Origin of the sequence: Streptomyces sp. NPDC021224, assembly GCF_044332905.1 — a bacterium.
GTDB lineage: Bacteria > Actinomycetota > Actinomycetes > Streptomycetales > Streptomycetaceae > Actinacidiphila.
Genome location: NZ_JBIRPW010000013.1, coordinates 172,718 through 197,243, shown reverse-complemented (window position 1 = coordinate 197,243; position 24,526 = coordinate 172,718). Strand labels below are relative to the sequence as shown.

The window sequence follows — 24,526 nt, the reverse complement described above, 5'->3', positions numbered from 1 at the left end:
GAACCGATGTCGACGACCACGGAAGACAAGCTGCGCCAGTACCTCAAGCGCGTCACTCTCGACCTCGGCCAGGCCAAGGAGCGGCTGCGGCAGGCCGAGGAGGAGCGGGCCGAGCCGATCGCGATCGTGGCCATGGCCTGCCGCTACCCCGGCGGGGTCGCCTCCCCCGAGGACCTGTGGGAGCTGGTGGCCGCGCGCGGCGACGCGATCGGCCCCTTCCCGGCCGACCGCGGCTGGGACCTCGGCACCCTCCACCACCCGGACCCCGACCACCCGGGCACGAGCTACGTCACCGAGGGCGGCTTCCTGCACGACGCCCCGACCTTCGACGCGGGCTTCTTCGGCATCAGCCCGCGCGAGGCGGCGGCGATGGACCCGCAGCAGCGCGTCCTGCTGGAGACCGCGTGGCAGGTCCTGGAGCGCGCGCACATCGACCCCACGAGCCTGAAGGGCACAGCGACCGGCGTCTACGCGGGGGTGTCGAGCCAGGACTACCTGTCGCGGATCCCGCGGATCCCCGACGGCTACGAGGGCTACACGGCCACCGGCGCGCTCACCAGCGTGATCTCCGGGCGTATCGCGTACACGCTGGGTCTGGAGGGGCCCGCGGTCACCCTGGACACCGCCTGCTCGGCGTCGCTCGTCGCGATCCACCTGGCCGCGCAGGCGCTGCGGTCGGGCGAGTGCACGCTCGCGCTCGCGGGCGGGGTCACGGTCTTCAGCACGCCCGCGGCCTACGTCGAGTTCTCCCGGCAGCGCGGGCTCGCCCCCGACGGACGCTGCAAGGCCTTCGCGGCGGCCGCGGACGGCACGGGCTTCTCCGAAGGCGCCGGACTGCTGCTGCTGGAGCGGCTGTCGGACGCGCGCCGCAACGGCCACCGCGTGCTGGCCGTCGTCCGCGGCTCGGCCGTCAACCAGGACGGCGCCAGCAACGGGCTGGCCGCGCCCAACGACGCGGCGCAGGAACGGGTCATCCGGCAGGCGCTGGTCAGCGCCCGGCTGGCCGCCGACCAGGTGGACGCGGTGGAGGCGCACGGCACGGGGACGACGCTGGGCGACCCGATCGAAGCGCAGGCGCTGCTCGCGACGTACGGCCGGGGCCGCCCGGCGGACCGGCCGCTGTGGCTGGGCTCGGTCAAGTCCAACATCGGTCACACGCACGCGGCGGCGGGCGTGGCGGGCGTCATCAAGATGGTCATGGCGATGCGCCACGGATCGCTGCCCGCGACCCTGCACGTGGACGAACCGACCCCGCACGTGGACTGGGCGGACGGCGGCGTGCGGCTGCTCACCGAGCCGGTCGACTGGCCGCGCGCGGAGCACCCGCGGCGGGCCGGGGTGTCGTCGTTCGGCATCTCCGGCACCAACGCGCACCTGGTCCTGGAGGAGGCGCCCGCCGAAACCCCGGCGGAGACGGCCGAGTTGCCGCCCGGCGGCCTCACGCCGTGGGTGCTGTCGGCGCGCGGGAGCGCCGCACTGCGGGCCCAGGCCGAGCTGCTGCTCGGTGCGCGGGCGGACCACGGCTCGGTCGGCTGGACGCTGGCCGGCACGCGGGCGGTCCTCGACCACCGGGCGGTGGTGATGGGCCGGGACGCCACCGCGCTGCGCGCCGGACTCGCGGCGCTCGCGGCCGGTGCGGAGCATCCGGCGGTGGTGCGCAGGACCGGCCCGGTGCGCGGCTCGGGCTGGCGGGTCTTCCTGTTCTCCGGGCAGGGCAGCCAGCGCGGCGGCATGGGCGCCGAACTCCACGCCCGCTTCCCCGTCTTCGCCGACGCCTTCGACGAGGTCTGCGCCCTCCTCGACCCGCACCTGCAACACCCCTTGCGGGACGTGGTGTTCGAGCCCGCCCACGCCGAACTCCTCGACCACACCACGTACACGCAGGCCGGGCTGTTCGCCCTCCAGGTGGCCCTCGCCCGGCTGCTGGACGCGCACGGCGTGCGGCCCGACGCCGTCACCGGCCACTCCGTCGGCGAGATCGCCGCCGCGCACGTCGCCGGGGTCCTGTCGCTCGCGGACGCCTCCCGGCTAATCGCGGCCCGGGCGACGCTGCTCGGCGCGCTGCCCGGCGGCGGGGCGATGAGCGCGCTGGAGGCGACGGCGGACGAGGCCGAGCAGGCGCTCGCCCCGTACGGCGGGGCCGTCTCCGTCGCCGCCTACAACACGCCCACCAGCACGGTCGTGTCCGGCCCCGCCGACCTCGTCGCGGAGCTGACCGCGGGTTGGAAGGAGCGCGGACGCAAGGCGAAGGCGCTCACCGTCAGCCACGCCTTCCACTCACCGCTCATGGAACCGGCGCTCGCGCCCTTCGCCGAGGCCGTCGCCGACCTGGACTTCCGCACCCCGCGCATCCCGCTCATCAGCAACCTCACCGGACGCCCCGCCGACGCCGCGATCACCGAACCCGGCTACTGGGTACGGCACGTCCGCGAGCCCGTCCGCTTCCACGACGCCATCGCGCACACCGCGGCGCGCACCCACACGTACCTGGAGATCGGCCCCACCTCCGTACTCGTCCCCGCCGCGCAGCAGACCCTCGACGCAGCCCGCGACGGCGCCGCCCCGGCCCCGCTGCTGGTCCCGACGCTCACCGCCCGCCAGGACGAGACCGAGGCCCTCGCGCACGCGCTCGCCCGGCTGCACACCACGCACCCCTCGCCCGTCGACTGGCGGCCCTGGTACCCGGCGGCCGCCCGCCGCACCACCGACCTGCCCGGCTACCCCTTCCAGCGGCAGCGCTACTGGCTCCCGGACGAGGTCACGGCGGCGCCCGCCGCTGCCGACGCGGAGGAGGCGCGGTTCTGGCAGGCCGTGGAGTCGCAGGACGTGGGCGCGCTGTCCGGCACGCTCGGCATCGGCGACGACGACGGGCGGCGCGCACCGCTCGGCGAGGTGCTCCCCGCGCTCGCCCACTGGCACCGCGAACGGCACGACCGGGCGGCCGTCGAGGCGTGGCGCCACCGCGTCGCATGGCGGCGGATCCCCGCCCCCGCCCCTTCCCCCGAACAGCCCGCCGGCTGCTGGCTGCTGGCCCTCCCGCCCGGGGGCGCCGCCCAGTGGGCCGACGCCTGCGAACGCGTCCTCACCGCGGACGGCGGCGCGGTCCGCCGCCTCACCGTACCGAACGGCACGGCGGAGGCGGCGGCGTCACTGCGCGCGGCATACGCGGACGGCCCGACGCCGACCGGTGTCCTCTCCCTGCTCCCCCTCGCCACGACCGGACCCGACGCACTGCACGCGGTGACGTCGACTCACGCCCTGCTGCGAGCCCTGCTGGAGGCGGACCTCGGCCTCCCCCTCTGGACGGCGACCCGCGGCGCGGCACGGGTGGTGGTCGAGGGTGAGCCGGGGGGCACGGTGGCGGCTGACGGCTACGCGCCGCGGAGCACGGCACCGGTGGTGGACGGAGCCGCGCCGCAGGCCACGGCACCGGTCGTGGACGGGCACGCGCCGCAGGCCACCGTGCCGGAGCCCGTGCGGGACCAGCACGGGCCACACACCGCAGCACCGGTGCCCGCGGCGGGCGAGCACGCGCCGCGCGCCACGACGCCCGTGGTGGACGGGGACGCGCCGCAGGCCGCAGCGCCGGAGCACGGCGAGCACACCGCGCCCGGCGCGACGCCCGTGCCGGAGGACGGGGACACGGCGCTCGACGCGGGGCAGGCCGCCGTGTGGGGGCTCGGACGGGTGGCCGCGCTGGAGCACCCGGAACTGTGGGGCGGTCTCCTCGACCTCCCGGCCGAGCCCGCCGACCTCTCCCCGGCCCTGCTGCGGGCAGCCCTGTCCGGCCGGGGCGGCGAGGACCAGGTGGCCCTGCGCCCCGCGGGCCTCTTCGCCCGCCGCCTGGTGCCCGCTGCCCCGGAGGAGGCGGCGCCTGCCCGTCCCTGGTCGCCGCGTGGCGGCGCCCTGGTGAGCGGTGGTGTGACGGGAGTGGCCGCGCACGTGGCGCGCTGGCTGGCCGGGGAGGGGGCCGAGCACATCGTGCTGCTGGCGCCGGAGGGCGCCGCGGCCCCGGGCGCGGAGGCGCTGCTCGGCGAACTGGCGGCCCTGGGCGCGAAGGCGACGGTGCTGGACGCGGCGGAAGCAGCGGCCACCGGTCCTCTCATGGCGGGCGGGGTACGCATCCGTACCGTCGTGCACACCGGGGCGTCCGGTGCGCGGGCGGGACTCGCGGAGTCGGAGCCGGAGGCATTCGCCGGGGCCGTGGCGGACGCGGTGGCGGGCGCGGACCGGCTCGCGGAGCTGTGCTGTCTCGGGGACGACGACCCGCTGGTGGTCTTCTCGTCGGTGGCCGCGGTGTGGGGCGGCGGCGGTCACGGGGCGGGGGCCGCGGCAGACGCGTACGTGGACGCGCTCGCGCAGCACCGCCAGGCCTCGGGCGGCCGGGCGGTACGGCTGGCCTGGGGCGTGTGGGACGACACCCACGGCCCCGACGCGGCCGGGCGCGCACAGCGGCTGGGCCTGCCGCTGCTGGCGCCCTCCCGGGCACTCGCGGCGCTGCGGGACGCGGTGGCCCGCAGCGCGGACGGCACGCGCATCGGGGCGGCGACGGTCGTCGCGAACGTGGACTGGCAGCGCTTCCTCCCGCTCTTCACGGACGGGCGCGCGAGCCGCCTGTTCGACGACGTCCCCGCGGCGGTGCGGGCCGCGCGGGCCGCGCTCGACGCCTCGGGCGGCGAGGAGGAGGCGCAGGCGCTCGCCGCCCTGCGGGAGCGGCTCGCGGCCCAGCCCCCCTCCGCGCGCACGGGCACGCTGCTCGCGCTCGTCCGCGCCCACGCGGCGGGTGCGCTGCACTACCCGGGGGCGGACGCGGTGGACCCGGAACAGCCCTTCAAGGAGCTGGGGTTCGACTCCCTCGCGGCCGTCGAGTTCCGCAACCGGCTGCGCACCGCGACGGGCCTGGAGCTGCCGGCGACGCTCGTCTTCGACTACCCGACACCGGCCGCCCTCGCGGGCTACCTGGTGGCGCAGGCGCTTCCCGCCGAGCCCGAGCAGGAGCCTGCCGCGGAGGCCCTCGACGCGGTCGAGGCCGCACTCGCCACGCTCCCGCCCGACGACCCGCGCCGGACCGGACTCACCCACCGCCTCCACGTCCTGCTGTGGCGCTACGGCGGCGCCACCGAGAACCCGGCAGCCACCCCGGCGGAGACCGGCACGGAAGACCTGGAGGACGCGTCGGCGGACGAGGTCTTCGCCCTCATCGACCGGGAGTTCGGCGAGGCATAGACCCGCACTCCCGACCGCCCGCCCAAGAACGCGGAGCGCGCCCCAAAAGGGGCGCGAGGAACCGTGCGCCCAACCCACCTCCCGCCGACAGACGCGGCCACCCACCGCAGACCGCACCCCGGGCGCGCCGGTACCCCCGCAACACGCGGGCCGAACCGGCGTGCCCCGCGGAGCAGTTCGCGGCGTCCGCACTCTTGACCTCAAGGCCTCGGCGGCTATGGTCTAGACCTAGGCCCTTGCGAGGTCCGGACCTTCCGGCGGCGACCGGCGACCGGCGCGCGAACGGTGAGCGGCCGCGGGCCGCGTACCGCTCATCGCCCGCACCCCGCGCGCAGCGCGCACCGCACACCTCACCGCCGACACCCCCGCGAGGGACGCCCCCACACGTCGACGGAAAGTGAAATGACATGCGCACGACACGTAAAGTCGCTCTCGCCCTCGGGACGCTCGCCGCTCCGCTCCTCGCGTTCGGGCTGTCCTCGGGCACGGCCAACGCCCACGGGTGGGTGACCCTTCCGACGAGCCGCCAGGAACAGTGCGCCGAGGGGATCGTCAGCTGCGGCGACATCAAGTACGAGCCGCAGAGCGTCGAGGGCCCGAAGGGCCTGCACAGCTGCTCGGGCGGCAACGCGCAGTTCGCCGAGCTCGACGACGACAGCAAGGGCTGGCAGGTCACCCCGGTGGGCTCGTCGGCGACCTTCACCTGGCACAACACGGCCCGGCACGCGACCCTCAACTGGCAGTACTACATCGGCAGCACGCTGCTCGCCGAGTTCCCCGGCAACAACCAGCAACCGCCCGCCGACCTCAGCCACCAGGTCAACTTCGGCAGCTTCACCGGCAAGCAGAAGGTGCTCGCCGTCTGGAACATCGGCGACACCGCCAACGCCTTCTACTCCTGCATCGACGTCAACATCGGCGGGACGGGCAGCACGACGGGCGGTACGACCACCGGAGGCACGACCACCGGCGGCACGACCACCGGCGGGACCACCACAGGTGGGACCACCACCGGAGGTACGACCGGCGGCACCGGCAGCTGCACCGCGGCCGCCTGGAGCGCCTCGACCGTCTACAACGGCGGCGAGACCGTCTCGCACAACGGCCACAACTGGAAGGCCAAGTGGTGGACGCAGGGCGAGGAGCCCGGCACCACCGGCGAGTGGGGCGTCTGGGACGACCTCGGCGCCTGCTGAGGCCCGCGCCCGCGGTGCGGCCCTTCCGCCCGGAAGGCCCGCACCGCGCTCAGGACTTGCCGAACTCCGTGGCGATGAGGTCGAAGATCTCCTGCGCCGTGGCCTCCTCCAGGTCGTCGTGCGCACCGGCCTCGCCGCTCTCCCCCGCCCACTTGTCGGCGAGCAGCCGCAGCCGCGCCGCGACCCGGTTGCGGGCGGCTTCACCGACCGCGTCCGGCGCGTTGGCGGCGTCCCAGCCGTCGAGTCCGGCCATGACGTGCTGCTCGCCGGTCGCGGCGTCGGCGACGAGCAGGCCGTGCAGGTGCCGGGCGAGGTCGTCGGCGGTGGGGTGGTCGAAGAGCACGGTGGTGGGCAGCCGCAGCCCCGTGCTGCCGCTCAGCTCGTTGCGCAACTGGACGGCGGTGAGCGAGTCGAAGCCGAGTTCCTGGAAGGGCTTGCCGGGCGGTACGGCGTCCGCGCCGCCGTGGCCGAGGATGCCGGCGGCGTGCCCCTGCACGTGCCGCACGAGGATCTCGTGCTGCTCGGCGACGGGCCTGCCGGTGAGCTTGCGCAGCAGCGGGCCCGCCTCCTGCGGCGCGGGTCCGGCCTCCTCGCCGCGTTCGGCGGCGGCTTCCGGGAGGTCGGCGAGCAGCGCGCTGGGGCGCAGGGCGGTGAAGCTCGGCAGGAAGCGGCGCCAGTCCACGGCGGCGACCACGGAGGCGGGCGCGGGCCGCCCGACCGCGTCCCGCAGGGCGGCGAGGGCGAGTGCGGGGTCCAGCGGCCGGATGCCGCGGCGGCGGAAGAAGTCGACCTCCTCGTCGGACGTCGCCATGCCGACCTCGCCCCACAGGCCCCAGGCCACGGAGGTGGCGGGCAGGCCGAGGCCGCGGCGGTGCTCGGCGAGCGCGTCGAGCTGGGCGTTGGCGGCGGCGTACGCGGCCTGCCCGCCGCTGCCCCACACCGCGCTGACGGAGGAGAACAGCACGAAGGCGGACAGCTCCAGATGCCGGGTCAGCTCGTGCAGGTGCCGGGCGGCGAGCGCCTTGGGCGCCAGCATGCGCTCCAGGTGGGCGTCGTCCGCGTCGGCGATCAGGGCCTGGTCGCTGACACCCGCGGCGTGCACGACGGCGGTGAGCGGCTGCCCGGCGGGGATCGCGGCGAGCACGTCCGCCATGGCGGCTCGGTCGGCGGCGTCGCACGCGGCGATCGTCACCTCGGCGCCGAGGCCGCGCAGTTCGGCGGCCAGCTCGGGCGCTCCGGGGGCGTCCGGGCCGCGGCGGCTGGTCAGGACGAGGCGGGCGGCCCCGTTGCCCGCCGCCCAGCGGGCGAGCAGGGCGCCGACACCGCCGGTGCCGCCGGTGACCAGGACGGTACCGGCCGGCTGCCAGGGGCGGGCGGGGCCGCGGTCGGGGGTCGCGTGGTCGAGGCGGCGGGCCAGCACGCCCGTGGCGCGGACGGCGGTCTGGTCCTCCGTGCCCTCCCCGCGCGGGAGTCCGGCGAGGACGGCCGCGAGGCGGGCGGCGGCGTCCGGCCCGGACCCGTCATCCGGGCCGGACGCGGCGTCCGGGCCGAGCCGGCCCGGCAGACCGAGTCCGCCCGGCAGATCGGGTTCGGCGGGCAGGTCGACGAGGCCGCCCCAGCGGTCGGGGTGCTCCAGCGCCGCCACCCGGCCCAGGCCCCACACCTGCGCCTGCACGGGGTGCGACAGCGGGTCGTCGGGGCCGGTCGCGACGGCGCCGCGGGTCACGCACCACAGCGGCGCGCCGATCCGGGCGTCACCCAGGGCCTGGAGGGCGGCCACGGTGGCGGACAGCCCCGCGGGCACGCCCGCACGGCCGGGCCGGGGGCGCTCGTCGAGCGCGAGCAGGCTCACGGCCCCGGCGACGTCCTCGCCGGCCGCGGCGAGTTCGGCGGCCAGCCCGGGGCGTTCGGCGGTGGCCGCGTCCACGGTCAGCCGCCGCACGGCGGCGCCGTGCGTCCGCAGCGCCTCGGCCGCGGTCCGCACCGCCGGGTCGTCCGCGTGACCGTCCGGGACGAGCAGCAGCCAGGTCCCGACGAGGACGGGCGGCGCGGTGTCGGGCACGGGCGTCCAGCGAACCCGGTGGCGCCAGGCGGCCAGCGTCCCGCGCTCGCGGTGACGGCGGCGCCAGGCGGCCAGCAGCGGCAGCGCGGGCCGCAGCGCCTCGGCGTCCGCGGCGCAGTCGCCGTCCGGCTCCAGCACCCCGGCGAGCGCCGCGGCGTCCTCCTCCTCGACGGCGCCCCACAGGTCGGCCTCGGCCGGGTCCTGCGGGCCGCCCGCGGCGCCGGGGCGGGCGGTGGGCAGCCAGTAGCGCTGCCGGTCGAAGGCGTAGGTGGGCAGGTCGACCGCCCGCGCGGCGGACGGGCCGCCGTACCAGGCACGGAAGTCGACCGGCGCGCCCGCGGTGAACGCCTGGCCCAGCGCGAGGGCGAGCTGCGCGGGGCCGCCCTCGCCGCGCCGCAGGGTGCCGGAGGCGTGCGCGTCAATCCCGGCGGCCTCGAAGCACTGCTGGAGCGCGGGCACGACCACCGGGTGCGTGCTGACCTCGACGAACACCCGGTGGCCCACGGCCAGCAGGGAGTCGACCGCCGCGGTGAGGCGTACCGGCTGCCGCAGGTTCGCCAGCCAGTAGCCGGCGTCCAGTTCCGCGGTGTCCAGCGCCCCGCCGGTCAGGGTGGAGTGGAAGGCGACGTCCGTGGACACGCCCTGGACGCCCGCGAGCCGGGCCCGTACGTCGTCGGCGATCGCGTCGACCTGCGGGCCGTGCGAGGCGTAGTCGACGTCGATGGTGCGGGCCCGCGCGCCGGTGGCCTCGCACGCGACGACGGCGGCGGCGACGGCGTCCGGCGGGCCCGAGATCACGGTGGACGACGGGCTGTTGCAGGCCGCGACGCCCACCCCCGCCGCCTTCTCGCCGAGGGCGGCGAGGAGTTGGCCGGTGTCGTCCGGGCCGATACCGAGGGAGGCCATCGCGCCCTTGCCCGCCAGCGCGCGCAGCGCCTGCGAGCGCAGCGCCACCACCCGGGCGCCCTCGCCCAGCGGGAGGGCTCCCGCGACGCACGCGGCCGCGATCTCGCCCTGCGAGTGGCCGACCACGGCCGCGGGCCGTACGCCGTGGTGGGCCCACTCGGCGGCGAGCGACACCATGAGCGCCCACAGCACGGGCTGGATCACGTCCACCCTGGCCGGATCCGGGGCGTCCTGCGCACCGCGCAGCACCGCGGTGAGCGACCAGCCGGTGTACGGGGCGAGGGCCGCCTCGCACTCCGCGATCCGGGCGGCGAACACCGGTGAGGCGTCCAGGAGTTCGCGCCCCATGCCGGGCCACTGCGAGCCCTGCCCCGGGAAGACCAGGACGACCCCGGGACCCGCCGTCCGCGCGGTTCCGGTGACCACGCCGGGCGCGGGCTCCCCCGCGGCGAGCGCGGCGAGCCGCTCGCGCAGCTCCACCGTGCCGCACCCGGTGACGGCGGCACGGTGCTCGAAAGCCGACCGCGTGGCGGCCAGTGACCACCCGACCGCGTCCGGCCCGGCCTCCGGCGCGGCGTCGAGCAACCGCCGCGCCTGCCCGCGCAGCGCGTCCCCGCTCCGCGCCGACAACGCCCACACGGCGACGTCCACACCGGAAGCCGGAGGCGCGGCCACGTCCACGTCCGCGCCGCACGACGCCACCACGCCCGCGCCAGGAGAAGCCTGCGCACCCACCCCCGTACCGGGAGAAGCCTGCGCCGCCACACCCGGGCCCGAAGACAACAGCCCCGCGTCCGCGCCGGGAGACGGCACCACCGTCACGCCCGTACCAGAAGACGATGGCGCGCCCGGGGCGGCGGTCGGCGCGGTCACACCTGAACCAGCGGTCGGCGCCACCCCGCCCGAGCCCGAGCCGGCGCTCGGCGCCGCCCCGTCCGAGTCGGTCCGGGGCGGCGCCCCGTCCGGAGTCGGGGGGGCCTCCTCCAGGATCAGGTGGGCGTTCGTTCCGGAGAAGCCGAAGGCCGAGACGCCCGCCCGGCGGGGGCGTGCGGGGTCGGGGGGCCAGGGGACGTCGGAGGTCAGCAGGCGTACGTGGCCGGAGTCCCAGGCGACGTGCGGGCTGGGCTCGTCGAGGTGGAGCAGCCGCGGGAGGGTGCCGTGGCGCAGGGCCATGACCGTCTTGATGACGCCCGCGGCGCCCGCGGCGATCTGGGTGTGGCCGATGTTGGCCTTGACCGAGCCGAGCCACAGCGGCCGCTCCTCCGGTCGGCCCTGGCCGTAGGAGGCGAGGAGGGCCTGCGCCTCGATGGGGTCGCCGAGCGCGGTGCCGGTGCCGTGCGCCTCGACGGCGTCCACGTCGCCCGGCGCGAGCCGGGCGCTGGCGAGGGCCTGTTCGATGACGCGCTGCTGGGAGGGGCCGTTGGGCGCGGTGAGCCCGTTGCTGGCGCCGTCCTCGTTGACGGCGGAGCCGCGGATGACGGCGAGCACGCGGTGGCCGTTGCGGTGGGCGTCGGAGAGCCGTTCCAGCAGGACGATCCCGGCGCCCTCGGCGAGCGTCATGCCGTCGGCGCCCGCGGCGAAGGGCTTGCAGCGGCCGTCGGGGGCGAGGGCGCGCAGTTCGCTGAAGCCGACGAGCGGGGCGGTGGAGGACATCACGTACACCCCGCCCGCCAGGGCCAGGCCCACTTCGCGCTGCCGCAGCGCCTGGCAGGCGAGGTGCATGGCGACGAGCGCGGAGGAGCACGCGGTGTCGAGGGTGACCGCGGCGCCCTCCAGGCCGAGGGCGTAGGCGACCCGGCCGGCCACCACGCTGGGCGAGTTGCCGGTGGTCAGGTGTCCGGCGGCGTTGTCGGGTACGTGGAAGGAGTTGAGGAAGTAGTCGATGCCGTCGCAGCCGAGGTAGGTGCCGGTGCGGCTGCCGCGCAGGGTGTGCGGGTCGATGCGGGCGTGCTCGATCGCCTCCCAGGCGACTTCGAGGGCGAGCCGCTGCTGCGGGGCCATGGTGACGGCTTCGTTGGGGCTGATGCCGAAGAAGGCGGCGTCGAAGCGGTCGGCGCCGGTGACGAAGCCGCCACGGCGGACGTAGGAGGTGCCGGGGTGGCCGGGCTCGGAGTCGTGGAGGGCGTCGAGGTCCCAGCCGCGGTCGGCGGGCAGGTCGCCGGTGGCGTCGCGGCCTGCGGCGGCCAGCTCCCACAGGTCGTCGGCGTTGTTCACCCCGCCGGGGAAGCGGCAGCCGATGCCGACGACGGCGACGGGTTCGTGGGCGGCGTACTCCGCGTCCTCGATACGGCGCCGGGCGTCGCGCAGGTCGCCGGTGACGCGCTTGAGGTAGTCGAGCAGTTTCTGCCGGTCGTCGGCCATGTCAGGACCGTCCCGGGGCCGGGGCGCCGGGGCGCCCGTCCGCGTGCTTGTCGACGGTGCGGGCCAGTTCCAGCACGTCGGCGGCCACCCGGTCGGGGTGGTCGGCGTGCAGGTTGTGGTCGGAGTCGGTGTACCAGCGCGACTCCGCGTGCGGGAGGGCGGCCTCGGCGTCGGCGACCCACTGCCGGGCCCAGGCGAGCCAGGCGGGCGGCGGGTTCGGGGGGACGGCCTTGAGGAGGACGACGGGCACGGTGACGTCCGGGTACCAGCGGGCGGGCGGGTCGTTCCACATGCTCTTCCACACCGAGCGGTAGTGCTCCAGCGGCAGCCGCGGCCCGAGCAGCCCGTCGGGCCCCTCGACCATGTCGGACAGGCTCGCGTCGACCGCGGCGGCCGACCAGCGGGGGTGGATGGCCCGCAGCACGGTGCGCATGGCCTCCCGGGGTGCCCGCGCGTCGGGGCCCCACCACCCGACGTCGTCGGTGTCGCGGGGCAGCGCGCCGCCCTGGAGGTCGACCGGGCCGCCGCCGTCCACGAGTGCGAGCCCCGCGGCGAGGTCGGGGCGTACGGCGGCGAGCCGCATCGCGATGTTGCCGCCCCACGAGTGCCCGACCAGCAGCAGGCCGCCGAGTCCCAGGGTGTCGCAGACCGCGGCCAGGTCGGCGACGGCGGTGGCGTTGTCGAAGCTCTCCCGGGGCAGGTCGGACGTGCCGTGCCCGCGCATGTCGACGGCGTGCACGGGGTGCCCGGCGGCGGCGAGCAGATCGGCGACCTCGTCCCACATCCGGGAGTTGGACCCCAGTCCGTGCACCAGCAGGACCGGCCGGCCCGCGCCGCCGGGCCGCTGCCGCACGTTCAGCCTCACCGAGTCGTCGACGGGAACGGACACATTCATGGCGGTTTCCCTTGCCCTGGAGGGGGATCGGAGCGGGGGACGCGAGGACCGGGGGGTGTCAGCCGGCCTCGGCCTCGTACGCCTCCGCGAGGTACTTGCCGAGCAGCGTGGGGGTGGGGTGCTCGACGATGGCGACGAGCGGGACCTCCAGGCCGGTGTCGTCCGTGAGGGTCTTGGACAGCCGGACGGCGGCCAGCGAACTCATGTTGTTCTGCAGGAAGTTGCTGTCCTCGTCCAGCTCCTGGCCGTCGAGGATCGCGCGTGCCCGGTGCAGCACCAGGTCGCCCAGCAGGTCCTGCCGCTCCTCCGGGGCCGCGGTGGCGAGCCGCGCCACCAGCGCGGCGGCCTGCTCGTCGGCCGGGCCGCCGGGCTGCCCGGCCTCCTCGGCGGCTGCTTCGTTGTGTCCTTCCATGGCTGCACCTTCCTCGGTGGGTGGCGGGGCGGTACGGGGGCGGGACGGGCGGGGTCAGTCCAGGACGCCGCGGGCGGCCGTGGCGCCGTAGGGGCGCAGCCCGACCGACTCCAGCTCGCCGTCGCGGAAGGGCGGCACGCGCAGCTCGTCCAGGGTGGTGTCGCTGTGCAGCAGCGACAGGAAGCGGGCCTCGCCCAGGGACTTCTGCGGGGCGTTCAGGCTGAGCACCTGCGTGGCGACCTCGCACACCTGCCGGGAGCGGATGGACTTGCCGGAGACGAAGTCGGAGAACTTCAGCCGTTCGGCGATGTCCGGCCCGGTCAGCCGCGGGTCGCTGGAGAGGTTGCGGCAGTTGACGTACTGGATGTCGTTGAGCCCGGCCATGATCCACGGGTCGTCGACGACCGCGGCGAGCGCCCGCTGCACCGGCCGGATGCCGCCCTCGGCGAGGGCGCCGCGGGCGAGTTCGGTGTCGAGGGCGTCCGCGGCGCGGGCGGCGGAGCTCATGCCGTGCCCGTAGACGGGGTTGAAGGCGGCCAGCGAGTCGCCGAGGATCAGCAGGCCCTCGGGCCACTGCGGCATGCGCTCGGGGTAGAGGCGGCGGTTGGCGCCCGAGTGCGACTGGAAGACGGGGCCGATCGGCTCGGCGACGCTCATCAGGTCGCTCACGACCTGGTGCCGCAGCCCCTTGGCGAAGGCCTCGAACTCGTCCTCGCGGCCGGGCAGCGGGGCGCCGCGGGTGCTGGTGAGGGTCACCAGCCAGCGGCCGTCCTCCTGCGGGTAGACGACGCCGAAGCGGCCGGGCTGCCGGGTCAGCGGGTCGGCGGCGACCTGGACGGCGGGGAAGGCGGCGCTCGCCCCCTCGGGGGCCTTGAACATCCGGGTGGCGTAGCCGATCCCGGCGTCCACCACGTCCTGCTCGACGCCGGGCAGCCCGAGGGCGCCCAGCCAGTGGCCCAGGCGCGAGGCGCGGCCGGTGGCGTCCACGACGAGGTCGGCCTCCAGCAGCCGCGGCTCGCCGCCGCCGGTGTCGCGCACCCGCACGCCGGTGACCCGGGTGCGGTCGCCGGCCAGCTCGACGACCTCGGTGCCCTGCTCGACGCGGACCCTGCCGCGCGCCAGGATGCCGCCGCGCACCACCCAGTCGAGCAGCGGGCGGGTGCACATCATGGCGTGCGCGGAGGCCGGGAAGCGGTACTGCCAGCCCCACGCGGTGAGCGTCACCAGGTCGCTCTGGAAGCCGATCCGGCGGGCGCCCGCGGCCAGCAGCCGGTCGGCGGTGCCCGGCAGCAGCCGTTCGACGATGCCGGCGCCGCTGGACCACAGGACGTGCACGTGGTGCGCCTGCGGCTGGCCCTTGCGGTGCTGCGGGCCGTCCGGCAGGACGTCGCGTTCCACGACGGTGACGGATTCCAGGTGCCGGGACAGCACATGGGCGGTCAGCATGCCGGCCCATCCACCGCCCAGCACGACAGCGCGTGTCGGTGTGGTCACGACGTCTCGTCCCTTCGCAGCGCGATCTCCGGTGGTGGCTCTCGGTCCTGCGGGTACGCGCGGTTCCTCGGTGGTCCGGTGTCCTCGCGCAGGGGTGGCCCGGCGCGGCCGGGCCGCCCTCACGAGGGTGTCCCCGGGCACTTAAGCGGGCCTTTCCGCGGGTTCTGGGGCGGTCCGGGGCGGGGCGGGCTCCATGGTGAGATCGCCGAGGCCCCAGTAGCCGCGGATGTGCACGCCGAACCCGGCGTCGTCGATCTCGCACACGGTGATCATGCGCATCCGCATCTTCGCGGGTACGAGGACGTGCGCGTCGCCGCGGATGACGACGAAGCGCCCGTCCATCGAGGACACCGGACGGCCCAGGACCTCGTGCACCTTGCCCGCCGAGCCGCGGAAGACGTGTTCGCGCAGGGCGTCCTTGCCGCGCAGCAGGATGCCCCCGACGGGGTCCTCGAAGACGACGTCCTCGGCGAAGAGCGCGACGGTGCCCTCCACGTCGCCGCCCGTCAGCCGGGTCAGGTACGTCTCGGGCAGCCGGCGCAGCGCCTCCTCGCGCGGCGACAGCACGGCCAGGCCGGTGAAGTTGGCGCCGTCCGCGGAGACTTCGAGGTCTGGACGGCCCCAGTACGCGCGCATGTCCTCGATCAGACCGGACGGCCCGACCCGCAGCTGGAGCGCGTAGTGGCGGCGCAGGAAGGCCGGTTCGGCGCCCAGCGGCGGTGCCAGCCAGCCGCGGGCGGCGTAACGCGGGCCGTGCGGGCGGTAGTCGCAGACCGAGGTGATCCGGGACAGGACGTGCACTCCGTCCTGCCCGGCGACGGTGTCCTCGACGCTCTCCGCGGGGCGCCCCTCGACGGCGGCCGTGAAGTGCGCCCGCAGCGCCTCGTGCCCCTGCCGGGCACCGGACCCGACCGGGTCCTCGAAGACGGCGTCCGGCGCGTAGAGGCCGAGCAGCCCGTCGACGTCACCTGCCCCGACCAGCCTGCTGTGCTCACGGGCGGCCTTCTTGCGCGCACGCTCCCCCGTCACCGGGCCCTCCTCTGCTCGCTGTCGGGTACGGGGCCGGGCGCCGTGTCCGGCGCGGGGCCGATACGGCTGAGGTCCGGGCGGTAGGCGGCGCGCCAGTAGCGGGTGCGGCGGAAGGCGTACGTGGGGAGGTCCACGCGGAGGGCGCCGCTTCCGGCGAAGACGGCGGGCCAGTCGACGGCGTGGCCCCGGACGTAGACCTCGGCCAGGGCGGCGAGCGCCGCGGCCGGTTCCGTGGCGCCGGGGCGCAGGGCGGCGACCGCGGTGCGGCCCGCGGCACGCAGCAGGCCGGACGTCTCGTGGCCGCCCAGCTCCAGGAAGACGGTGCCCTCCCGGGCCAGGGCGCCGACCGCCTCCGCGAAGTCCGCGGCCGAGAAAGGCGGTTCGGTGGACGCGAGCGCCTCGCGGGCCTGCGGCAGCGGGAGCCGTCCGCCGAGGTGCTCGGCGGCGAGGCGGCCGGTGCCGTGTCCGCGGACGGCGCGCGGTGTCACGCCCCAGGACGCGAAGAGCCGGTGCAGCCCGGCGTGCAGCGCGAACTCCCGCAACGGGCCGGGCAGTCCGGCCGGGTCTTCCGTGCCGGTGGCGCCGAGCCCGGCGCGGGCCGCGTCGTAGGCGGCGGCGAACTGCGGGAAGGCGTCGTACAGTTCCTTGCCGCCGCCGGGCGCACCGGGGCCGGGCGTGAGCAGCAGCACGAGGTGGCGGCGGCGTCCGGCCGCGCCCCGTACGGTGTGCGGCGCGGGCCGGTCCTCGGCGAGCGCCCGCAGGCCTTCGAGGAGTTCGTCGCGGGTGGTGGCGGCGACGACCGCGCGGTGGTCGAGGGCGGCGCGGGTGGTGGCCGCGGACAGCGCGACGTCGGCCGGGCGCAGCGCGGGACGTTCGGCGACGTGTGCGAGCAGCCGGGCGGCCTGCGCGCGCAGCGCGTCCGCGTCGCAGCCGGAGACGGGGCAGAGCAGCACACCGCCCGCGGCTCCTCGCGGGGGCTCGGCGACGGGGCCGGGCGGCGGCGGTGCCTGCTCCAGCAGGATGTGCGCATCGGTGCCGCCGAAGCCGAAGGAGGACACCCCGGCGCGGCGCGGGCGGCCGGTGCCGGGCCAGGGGACGGTGGCGGTCGCCAGCCGGAGGCGGCCCTGCTCCCAGGCGATGTGCGGGGAGGGCGTCTCGGAGTGCAGGGTGCGCGGGACGAGGCCGTGCCGCATCGCCTGCACGGTCTTGACGATGCCGGCCATGCCGCTCGCGGCCTGGCTGTGGCCGATGTTGGACTTGACCGAGCCGAGCAGCAGCGGCCGGTCGTCGGGGCGGCCCTCGCGGTAGACGGCGGCCAGCGCCTGCGCCTCGACGGCGTCGCCGAGCACGCCGCCCGCGCCCTGGCCCTCCACGACGTCGATCTCGTGCGGCCGCAGCCCGGCCGCGTCCAGCGCCCGCCGGATCAGGCGCTGCTGGGCTGCGCCGTGGGGGGCGTTGAGGCCGCCCTTGGCACCCTCCTGGCCGATCGCGCCGCCGCGCACCACGGCGAGCACGGGGCGGCCGTGCGCGCGGGCGGTGGACAGCCGCTCCACCAGCAGCACGCCCGCGCCCTCGGCGAAGGCGATGCCGGCGGCCCCGTCGGCGAAGGAGCGGCAGCGGGTCGCGACGGCGAGCCCGATGCCGCGTCCGGAACCGACGAAGCGGTTGGGGCTGGACATGACGGCGACGCCGCCGGCGAGGGCCATGGAGCACTCGCCGGAGCGCAGCGCCTGGCAGGCCAGGTGCAGTGCGACGAGCGAGCCGGAGCACGCGGTGTCCAGGGTGGCGGTGGGGCCTTCGAGGCCGAAGGCGTAGGCGACGCGGCCGGAGAGGACGGCGGCGGTGCTGCCGGATCCGGTGGCTTCGAGGAGTTCGTCGGGGACGTCCACCAGGTTGTCGGTGTAGTCCTGGCCGGTGGTGGCCATGAAGACGCCGATGTCGCGGCCGGACACCGACAGCGGGTCGATCCCGGCCCGTTCGAAGGCCTCCCACGAGGTCTCCAGCAGCAGCCGCTGCTGCGGGTCGGTCACCGAGGCCTCGCCGGGGGACATCCGGAAGGGCGCCGGGTCGAAGGCGGCGGCGTCCGTGAGGAAGCCCCCTTCGGCGACGCCGCTGCGGACGGCGGGGTGGGCGCGGGGGCCGGTGAGCGCGTCGAGGTCCCAGCCGCGGTCGCGGGGGAAGGGTCCGACGGCGTCGCGTTCCGCCGTCACCAGCTCCCACAGGTCCTCGGGAGAGGCGACGCCGCCGGGGTAGCGGCAGGCCATCGCGGTGACGGCGATCGGCTCGCGGGCGGCGGCGCGCAGGTCGGCGTTCTCCCGGCGCAGCCGCTCGGCCTCTCCCAGCGCGGCGCGCAGCGCGGCGACGACCTTGCTGTCCGGCTCGGTCATGGTGTCCTTCCGCGGGCGGGGAGCTGGGCGTGCGGGGTGCGGCGGGCCATGTCAGGAGCCGCCGTTGCGCAGGGCCATGTCCACCAGCTGGTCCAGGTCCATCCCGGCGAGGTCGTCGCCGCTCCCGGCGGGCTCCGCGGCGGCCGGTTCGTCGGCGTCGCCGAGCCGCAGCAGGGCGTCCAGCAGCCCCGACTCCTCCAGCCGGCGCAGCGGTACGGCCGCCAGCAGCTCCCGTACCCGGCGTTCGGTGGCGTCGTCCGCCGCCTCGGGCCGCGGGGCCTGCGGCGCGGCGGGGGCGGTCGCGGCGATCTGCTCGCGCAGGTGGCGGGCGAGGGCGACGGGGTGCGGGAAGTCGAAGACGAGGGTGGCCGGCAGCCGCAGGCCGGTCGCGGCGGAGAGCCGGTTGCGCAGTTCGACGGCGGTGAGCGAGTCGAAGCCCAGTTCCTTGAAGGTGCGTTCGGTGTGGATCTCGTCGGCCGAGTCGTGGCCGAGTACGGCGGCCATGTGCGCGCACACCGCCTCCAGCACCGCGCCCTCGCGCTCCTCCTCGGGCAGGGCGGCCACCTGCTCGGCCAGGACCGGCCCCGCGGCGGCGGCCGCGCCGCTGTCGGCGACGCGCCGGGTCCTGGCGCGGCTCGCGGCGGGGGCCGAGGCCTCCGCCGGGCGCCGCATCGGCACCAGCAGCGCGTCACCGCGGGCGTGCGCCCGGTCGAGCAGGGCGAGCGCCCGGCCGGTGGGCAGCGGGAGCATGCCGGCCTGCCGGATGCGCTGCCGCATGCCTTCGTCCAGCTCGCCGGTGAGGGTGCTGGTCTGCTCCCACATGCCCCAGGCCAGCGACTGGCCGGGGAGCCCGACGGCCTGCCGGTGCCGGGCCAGCGCGTCCAGGAAGCTGCTGGCGGCGGCGTAGTTGGCCTGCGAGGGGTTGCCGTGGACGCCGACGACGGAGGAGAAGAGGACGAAGAGGGCCAGGTCCGTGTCCCGGGTCAGCTCGTGCAGATGCCAGGCCGCGTCCGCCTTGGGTCGCAGCACCGCGGCGAGCCGGTCCGGGGTGAGCGTGTCGAGCATGCCGTCGTCGAGGACGCCCGCGCAGTGCACGACGCCTGTCAGCGGGTGCGCGGCGGGCACGGACGCGAGCAGGTCGCGCAGCGCGTCCCGGTCCCCGGCGTCGCAGGCGGTGAGGGTCGCCTCGGCGCCGAGGGCGGCGAGTTCGTCGCGCAGCGCGTCGGCGCCGGGTGCCTGGGCGCCCTGCCGGCTCGTCAGGAGCAGGTGCCGCACGCCGTGGGCGGTGACCAGGTGGCGGGCCACGAGGGCGCCCAGCGTACCGGTGCCGCCCGTGACCAGGACGGTGCCGTCGGGGTCGAGGGGGCGCGGGAGGGTCAGCACGAGCTTGCCGATGTGCGCGGCCCGGCTCATGGCCCGCAGGGCCTCGCGGGCCCGGCGGATGTCGTGGGCGCGCACGGGCGGGTGGGCCAGTTCGCCGCTGCGGAGCAGGTCCACGATCTCGGCGAGCATCCGCCCCGTGCCGTCCGGGCCGGGCGCGCCGAGGTCCAGGACGCGGTAGTCCACGCCCGGGTGGTCGGCGGCGAGCCGTGCCGGGTCGCGGACGTCGGTCAGGCCCATCTCGACGAAGCGGCCGCCCGGCGCGAGCAGCCGCAGCGAGGCGTCGGTGGCGGCGCCGGTCAGGCTGTTGAGGACGACGTCCACGCCGCGGCCCCCGGTGGCGTCCCGGAAGGCGGCCTCGAAGTCCAGGTCGCGGGAGGACGCGCGGTGGTCGGCGTCGACGCCCATGGCCGCCAGGACGTGCTGCTTGCCGGGCCCGGCGGTCGCGTACACCTCGGCGCCCAGGTGGCGGGCGATGTGCACGGCGGCGGTGCCGACCCCGCCGGTCGCGGCGTGGACGAGCACGCGCTCGCCCTTCCCGAGTCCGGCGAGGCCGCGCAGCCCGTGCCACGCGGTGACGTACGCGATGGGCACCGCGGCAGCCCGCCGGTCGGTCCAGTCCTCGGGTACGGGGACCAGGCCGCGCGCGTCGGCGACCGCGGTCGAGCCGAACGCGCCCTGGAAGAGGCCCATCACGCGCTCCCCGACCGCCGGGGAGGTGACGCCGGGCGCGGTCTCGACGACGGTGCCCGCGCCCTCGCTGCCGCGCAGGGCGGCGTCGCCGGGGTACATGCCCAGCGCGATGAGGGCGTCGCGGAAGTTGACGCCCGCCGCGCCGACCCGGATCCGCACCTCGCCGGGGCCCAGCGGCGCGGGCTCGGCCTCGGCGACCAGTTCCAGCGCGTCCAGGGTGCCGCCCGCCCCGGCGGCGAGCCGGTAGCCGGGGGCGTCGGGCAGGGCCAGGCCGGAGCCCTCGCCGGGGACGACACGGCAGACGCGTACGGTGCCGTCCCGTACGACGACCTGCCGCTCCCCCGCGGCCACGGCGGCGGCCACCGCCCCGGGGAGCCGCGGGCCGTCCAGGTCCAGCAGGACGAGCCGGTCGGGGTGTTCGGACTGCGCGGAGCGGATCAGGCCCCACACGCCCGCGTGGGCGAGGTCGGTGACGTCCTCGCCGTCGAGGGCGGCGACCGCGCCGCGGGTGGTGACGGCGAGCCGGGTGGCCGCGAAGCGCTCGTCGGCGAGCCAGCGCTGCACCGCGGCGAGCACGGCGGCCAGCCGCCGGTGCACGGTGCCGGGCAGGCCGGGGCCGTCGGCGTCCTGCGGGTCGCACACCAGCAGCGCGACGGGCGGGGCGGGCAGTCCGCCGTCCAGGGCGGCGGCGAGCGCGTCGAGGTCGCGGTGGCGGGGCAGTTCGGGGCACAGCGGCGAGCCGTCGGCGGCGACCGCGACCCAGGCCGCGGTGCTCTCCCCGGTGCCGTCGCCGGTCAGCGGCGGGTAGGTGACGCGCAGCAGCACGTCCTCGGCGCCGTCCCCGGCCGCGGACAGCGCGGCGGCGTCGACGGGCCGGGTGACGAGCGACCCGATCGCGACCACGGGGCGGCCCGCGGCGTCGAAGGCGTGCACGGACAGGCCGTCGTCACCCGCGGGCGCGAGCCGGACCCGGAGCATCTCGGCGCCGGACGCGGCGAGCGTGACGCCGTTCCAGGCGAAGGGGAGCGCCATACGGGTGCTGCCGCCGCGCAGCGCGCTGAGCCCGGTGGCGTGCAGGGCGCCGTCCAGCAGGGCGGGGTGGATGCCGAACTCGGCGGCCTGGCGGCGCTGCTCGTCGGGCAGCGCGACCTCGGCGAAGACCTCGTCGCCGCGCCGCCAGGCGGCCTTGAGCCCGCGGAAGCTCGGCCCGTAGCGGTAACCGGCCGCGGCGAGCTGGTCGTAGGCGCCCTCCACCGGCACCGCCTCGGCGCCCTCCGGCGGCCAGCGGTCGGGGCCGGGTGCGGCGGGGCCGGGTCCGGCGGCGAGGACGCCGGTGGCGTGCGGCACCCAGGGCCGGTCGGAGCCTGCCGGGCGCGCGTAGACGCTCAGCGTGCGGCGGCCCTCCCGGTCGGGGGCGGCCACCACGAGCTGGAGGTGCGCGGCGCCCTCGGCGGGCAGCACGAGCGGGCTGGCCAGGACCAGTTCCTCCAGGTGGCCGCAGCCGACCTCGTCCCCGGCCCGTACCGCCAGCTCCACGAAGACCGCGCCGGGCACGAGCACCGCGCCGGCCACCGCGTGGTCGGCGAGCCAGGGGTGGGTGTCCAGGCCGAGCCGCCCGGTGAGGACGACCTGCTCGCCCTCGGCCAGCACGGTGACGGCGCCCAGCAGCGGGTGGGCGGCCGGGGCGAGCCCGAGGCCGTCCGGGTCGCCGGCGGAGGTGCCGGTGGCGTCCAGCCAGTAGCGGCGGCGCTGGAAGGCGTACGTGGGCAGCTCGGCGGGCCGGGTCCCGGCGGGGAAGACCTGCCGCCAGTCGACGGGCGCGCCGTGCGCGTGGCCCTGCGCGAGCGCGGTCAGGAAGCGGTCCCAGCCGCCTTCGTTGCGGCGCAGCGTGCCGATTGCCGCGGCGTGCACGCCCGCCTGGTCCATCGTCTCCTGCATGCCGACGGTGAGCACGGGGTGCGGGCTGCACTCGACGAAGGTGCTGTGCCCGTCGGCCAGCAGCGCCCGGGTGACCTGCTCGAAGCGGACCTGCTCGCGCAGGTTGGTGTACCAGTAGCGGGCGTCCATGGCGGTGCCGTCGGCGGGTTCGCCGGTCACCGTGGAGTACAGCGGTACGGTCCCGGGCCGCGGCCGGACGTCCGCGAGGTCCCGCAGCAGCCGGTCGCGCAGCGCGTCGACGTGCGGGGAGTGCGAGGCGTAGTCGACGGGGATGCGCTTGGCGCGCACGTCGTCGGCCGCGTAGCCGTCGAGCAGTTCGTCCAGCGCGTCCGCGTCGCCCGACACGACCGTGGAGGAGGGGCCGTTGACGGCGGCGACGGACAGCCTCCCGGACCAGCGCTCCAGGTGCTCGGTGACCTCCGCGACGGGACGCGGCACCGACGCCATGCCGCCGCGGCCGGACAGCTCCGGCAGCGCCCGGGAGCGCAGGACGACGACGCGCGCGGCGTCCTCCACGCCGAGGATGCCCGCGACACAGGCGGCGGCGATCTCGCCCTGCGAGTGGCCGACCACGGCGGCGGGCTCCACGCCGTAGGAGCGCCACAGCTCGGCGAGCGCGACCATGACCGCCCACAGGACGGGCTGCACGACGTCCACACGTTCGAGGGAGGGCGCGTCCGGGTCGCCGCGCAGCACCGCCTCCACGCTGTAGTCGGCGAAGCGCTCGACCGCCGCGCAGCAGGTGCGGAAGTGCCCGGCGAAGACCGGGGAGGCGGCGGCGAGTTCGAGGGCCATGCCCGCCCACTGCGAGCCCTGGCCGGGGAAGACGAAGACCGTCGCCCCGGTGCCGGGCACCCCGGTGACGACGCGCCCGCCGGGCGCCCCCGCGGCGATCGAGCCGAGCCCGGCGAGCAGGGTGTCGCGGTCGGCGGCGACGACGGCGGCGCGGTGCGACTGCGCGGCCCGCGTGCACGCGAGCCCGTAGCCGACCCCGGCGGGATCGGCGTCGGGGCGCGCGGCCAGGAACTCCCGCAGCCGGGCGGCCTGGGCGCGCAGCGCCGCCTCGCCCCTGCCGGACACCAGCCAGGGCACCGCGGCCGGCCCGGTGGCCTCGGGTGCCTTCGCGGGTGCGGCGGGCTCGGCCGGCGGGGCCTGTTCGACGACGACGTGCGTGTTGGTGCCGCTCATGCCGAAGGAGGACACGCCCGCCCGGCGCGGGCGCCCGGCGTCGGGCCAGGGCCGGGCCTCGGACAGCACCCGTACGCTGCCCTGCGACCAGTCGACCTGGTGCGTGGGGTCGGACACGTGCAGGGTGCGCGGCAGCAGCCCGTGCCGCAGCGCGAACACCATCTTGATGAGGCCCGCCATGCCCGCGGCGGCCTGGGTGTGCCCGATGTTGGACTTGACCGACCCCAGCCACAGCGGCTCGGCGCCCTCGTCCCGCCGCCCCCCGTACGCGGCGATCAGCGCCTGCGCCTCGATGGGGTCGCCGAGCGAGGTGCCGGTGCCGTGGCCCTCGACGACGTCGATGTCGCGCGGGGAGAGCCGGGCGTCGGCGAGGGCCTGCCGGATGACGCGTTCCTGGGCGGGGCCGTGCGGCGCGGTGAGGCCGTTGGAGGCGCCGTCCTGGTTGATCGCGGAGCCGCGGACGACGGCGAGGACGGGGTGGCCGAGGCGCTGGGCGTCCGCCAGCCGCTCGACCAGCACGGTGCCGACGCCCTCGGAGGGGCCGAAGCCGTCGGCCGCGTCGGCGAAGGCCTTGCAGCGGCCGTCGCCCGCGAGGCCCTTGAGCTTGCTGAACTCCAGGAACGTGCCGGGCGTCGGCATCATCGCCACGCCCGCCGCGAGCGCCAGCGGGCAGTCGCCGCGGCGCAGCGCCTGCACCGCCAGGTGCAGGGCGACCAGCGACGACGAGCAGGCGGTGTCCACGGTGAAGGACGGGCCCTCGAAGCCGAAGGTGTAGGAGATGCGGCCCGACATGGAGCTGGCGGCCAGGCCCGTGGCGAGGTATCCGGCCAGCTCCTCGGGGGCGTGCGCGCCGGTCCCCCCGTAGTAGACGGTGCTGCCGCCGACGAAGACGCCGGTGCGCGAGCCGCGCAGCGAGGTCAGGTCGATCCCGGCGCGCTCGACGGCCTCCCACGCGGTCTCCAGCAGCAGCCGCTGCTGCGGGTCCATCGCGAGCGCCTCGCGCGGGTTGATGTCGAAGAAGTCGGCGTCGAAGTCCGCGATGGCGTCCAGGAAGCCGCCCTCGCGCACATAGCTCGTGCCGGTCTCGCCCGAGTCGTTGAAACGGCTGTGGTCCCAGCCGCGGTCGTCGGGGATCGCCGAGATGACGTCGCGTTCGGCGGCCACCAGCTCCCACAGGGCCTCCGGTGTGTCGGCCCCGCCGGGGTAGCGGCACGCCATGCCCACGATCGCGATCGGCTCGCTGTCGCGCGCCTCGCGGTCGCGCAGCTTCTGCTGCGCGGTGTGCAGGTCCGCGGCCACCCGTTTGAGGTAATCGACCAGCTGTTCCTGATTCGCCATGACGGTCCTCTTTCAGGTCCT

8 protein-coding genes and 1 pseudogene are annotated in these 24,526 nt (G+C 76.9%); 2 read left to right on the top strand and 7 right to left on the bottom strand.

What is annotated here, in order from left to right:
- Window positions 1-33: 33 nt before the first annotated feature.
- Both ACH4PY_RS27885 and ACH4PY_RS27880 read left to right on the top strand, forming a co-directional pair.
- Window positions 34-5,226, top strand: a pseudogene (locus ACH4PY_RS27885) (beta-ketoacyl synthase N-terminal-like domain-containing protein); the annotation flags it as partial.
- A 407-nt stretch (window positions 5,227-5,633) separates the two neighbouring features.
- Window positions 5,634-6,422: a lytic polysaccharide monooxygenase gene (locus tag ACH4PY_RS27880; RefSeq protein ID WP_398188601.1), complete on the top strand. Its 789-nt coding sequence runs from the start codon at window positions 5,634-5,636 to the stop codon at window positions 6,420-6,422.
- Window positions 6,423-6,471: 49 nt separating this feature from the next.
- Here the strand turns inward: ACH4PY_RS27880 and ACH4PY_RS27875 are convergent, their stop codons facing one another.
- The 7 genes from ACH4PY_RS27875 to ACH4PY_RS27845 form a co-directional block, all read right to left on the bottom strand.
- Window positions 6,472-11,751 carry an SDR family NAD(P)-dependent oxidoreductase gene (locus tag ACH4PY_RS27875; RefSeq protein WP_398188598.1) on the bottom strand — a complete coding sequence of 1,760 codons (5,280 nt, stop codon included), beginning with the start codon at window positions 11,749-11,751 and terminating at the stop codon, window positions 6,472-6,474.
- Between the two features lies 1 nt (window position 11,752).
- Window positions 11,753-12,646, bottom strand: a complete 894-nt coding sequence (locus ACH4PY_RS27870; RefSeq protein ID WP_398188595.1) for an alpha/beta fold hydrolase — start codon at window positions 12,644-12,646, stop codon at window positions 11,753-11,755.
- A gap of 58 nt (window positions 12,647-12,704) precedes the next feature.
- Complete coding sequence (locus ACH4PY_RS27865; RefSeq protein WP_398188592.1) at window positions 12,705-13,058, bottom strand: acyl carrier protein; 354 nt, start codon at window positions 13,056-13,058, stop codon at window positions 12,705-12,707.
- Between the two features lie 54 nt (window positions 13,059-13,112).
- Window positions 13,113-14,552 (bottom strand): NAD(P)/FAD-dependent oxidoreductase, encoded by a 1,440-nt coding sequence (locus tag ACH4PY_RS27860; RefSeq protein WP_398188589.1) that lies wholly within the window; start codon window positions 14,550-14,552, stop codon window positions 13,113-13,115.
- Window positions 14,553-14,693: 141 nt separating this feature from the next.
- Window positions 14,694-15,581, bottom strand: a complete 888-nt coding sequence (locus tag ACH4PY_RS27855; RefSeq protein WP_398188586.1) for a nuclear transport factor 2 family protein — start codon at window positions 15,579-15,581, stop codon at window positions 14,694-14,696.
- Window positions 15,578-17,968, bottom strand: coding sequence for a type I polyketide synthase (locus ACH4PY_RS27850; RefSeq protein WP_398188583.1), 2,391 nt, complete (start codon window positions 17,966-17,968; stop codon window positions 15,578-15,580). The genes ACH4PY_RS27855 and ACH4PY_RS27850 overlap by 4 nt, the downstream gene beginning before the upstream one ends.
- A 51-nt stretch (window positions 17,969-18,019) precedes the next feature.
- A complete protein-coding gene (locus ACH4PY_RS27845; protein ID WP_398188580.1) occupies window positions 18,020-24,505 on the bottom strand; it encodes an SDR family NAD(P)-dependent oxidoreductase in 6,486 nt (2,161 codons plus the stop codon).
- Between the last annotated feature and the right edge of the window lie 21 nt (window positions 24,506-24,526).

Bases quoted from the DNA above. Each gene is read 5' to 3' on its own strand.
- ACH4PY_RS27880 (WP_398188601.1), top strand. From the start codon at position 5,634: ATGCGCACGACACGTAAAGTCGCTCTCGCCCTCGGGACGCTCGCCGCT.
- ACH4PY_RS27875 (WP_398188598.1), bottom strand. From the start codon at position 11,751: ATGGCCGACGACCGGCAGAAACTGCTCGACTACCTCAAGCGCGTCACC.
- ACH4PY_RS27870 (WP_398188595.1), bottom strand. From the start codon at position 12,646: ATGAATGTGTCCGTTCCCGTCGACGACTCGGTGAGGCTGAACGTGCGG.
- ACH4PY_RS27865 (WP_398188592.1), bottom strand. From the start codon at position 13,058: ATGGAAGGACACAACGAAGCAGCCGCCGAGGAGGCCGGGCAGCCCGGC.
- ACH4PY_RS27850 (WP_398188583.1), bottom strand. From the start codon at position 17,968: ATGACCGAGCCGGACAGCAAGGTCGTCGCCGCGCTGCGCGCCGCGCTG.
- ACH4PY_RS27845 (WP_398188580.1), bottom strand. From the start codon at position 24,505: ATGGCGAATCAGGAACAGCTGGTCGATTACCTCAAACGGGTGGCCGCG.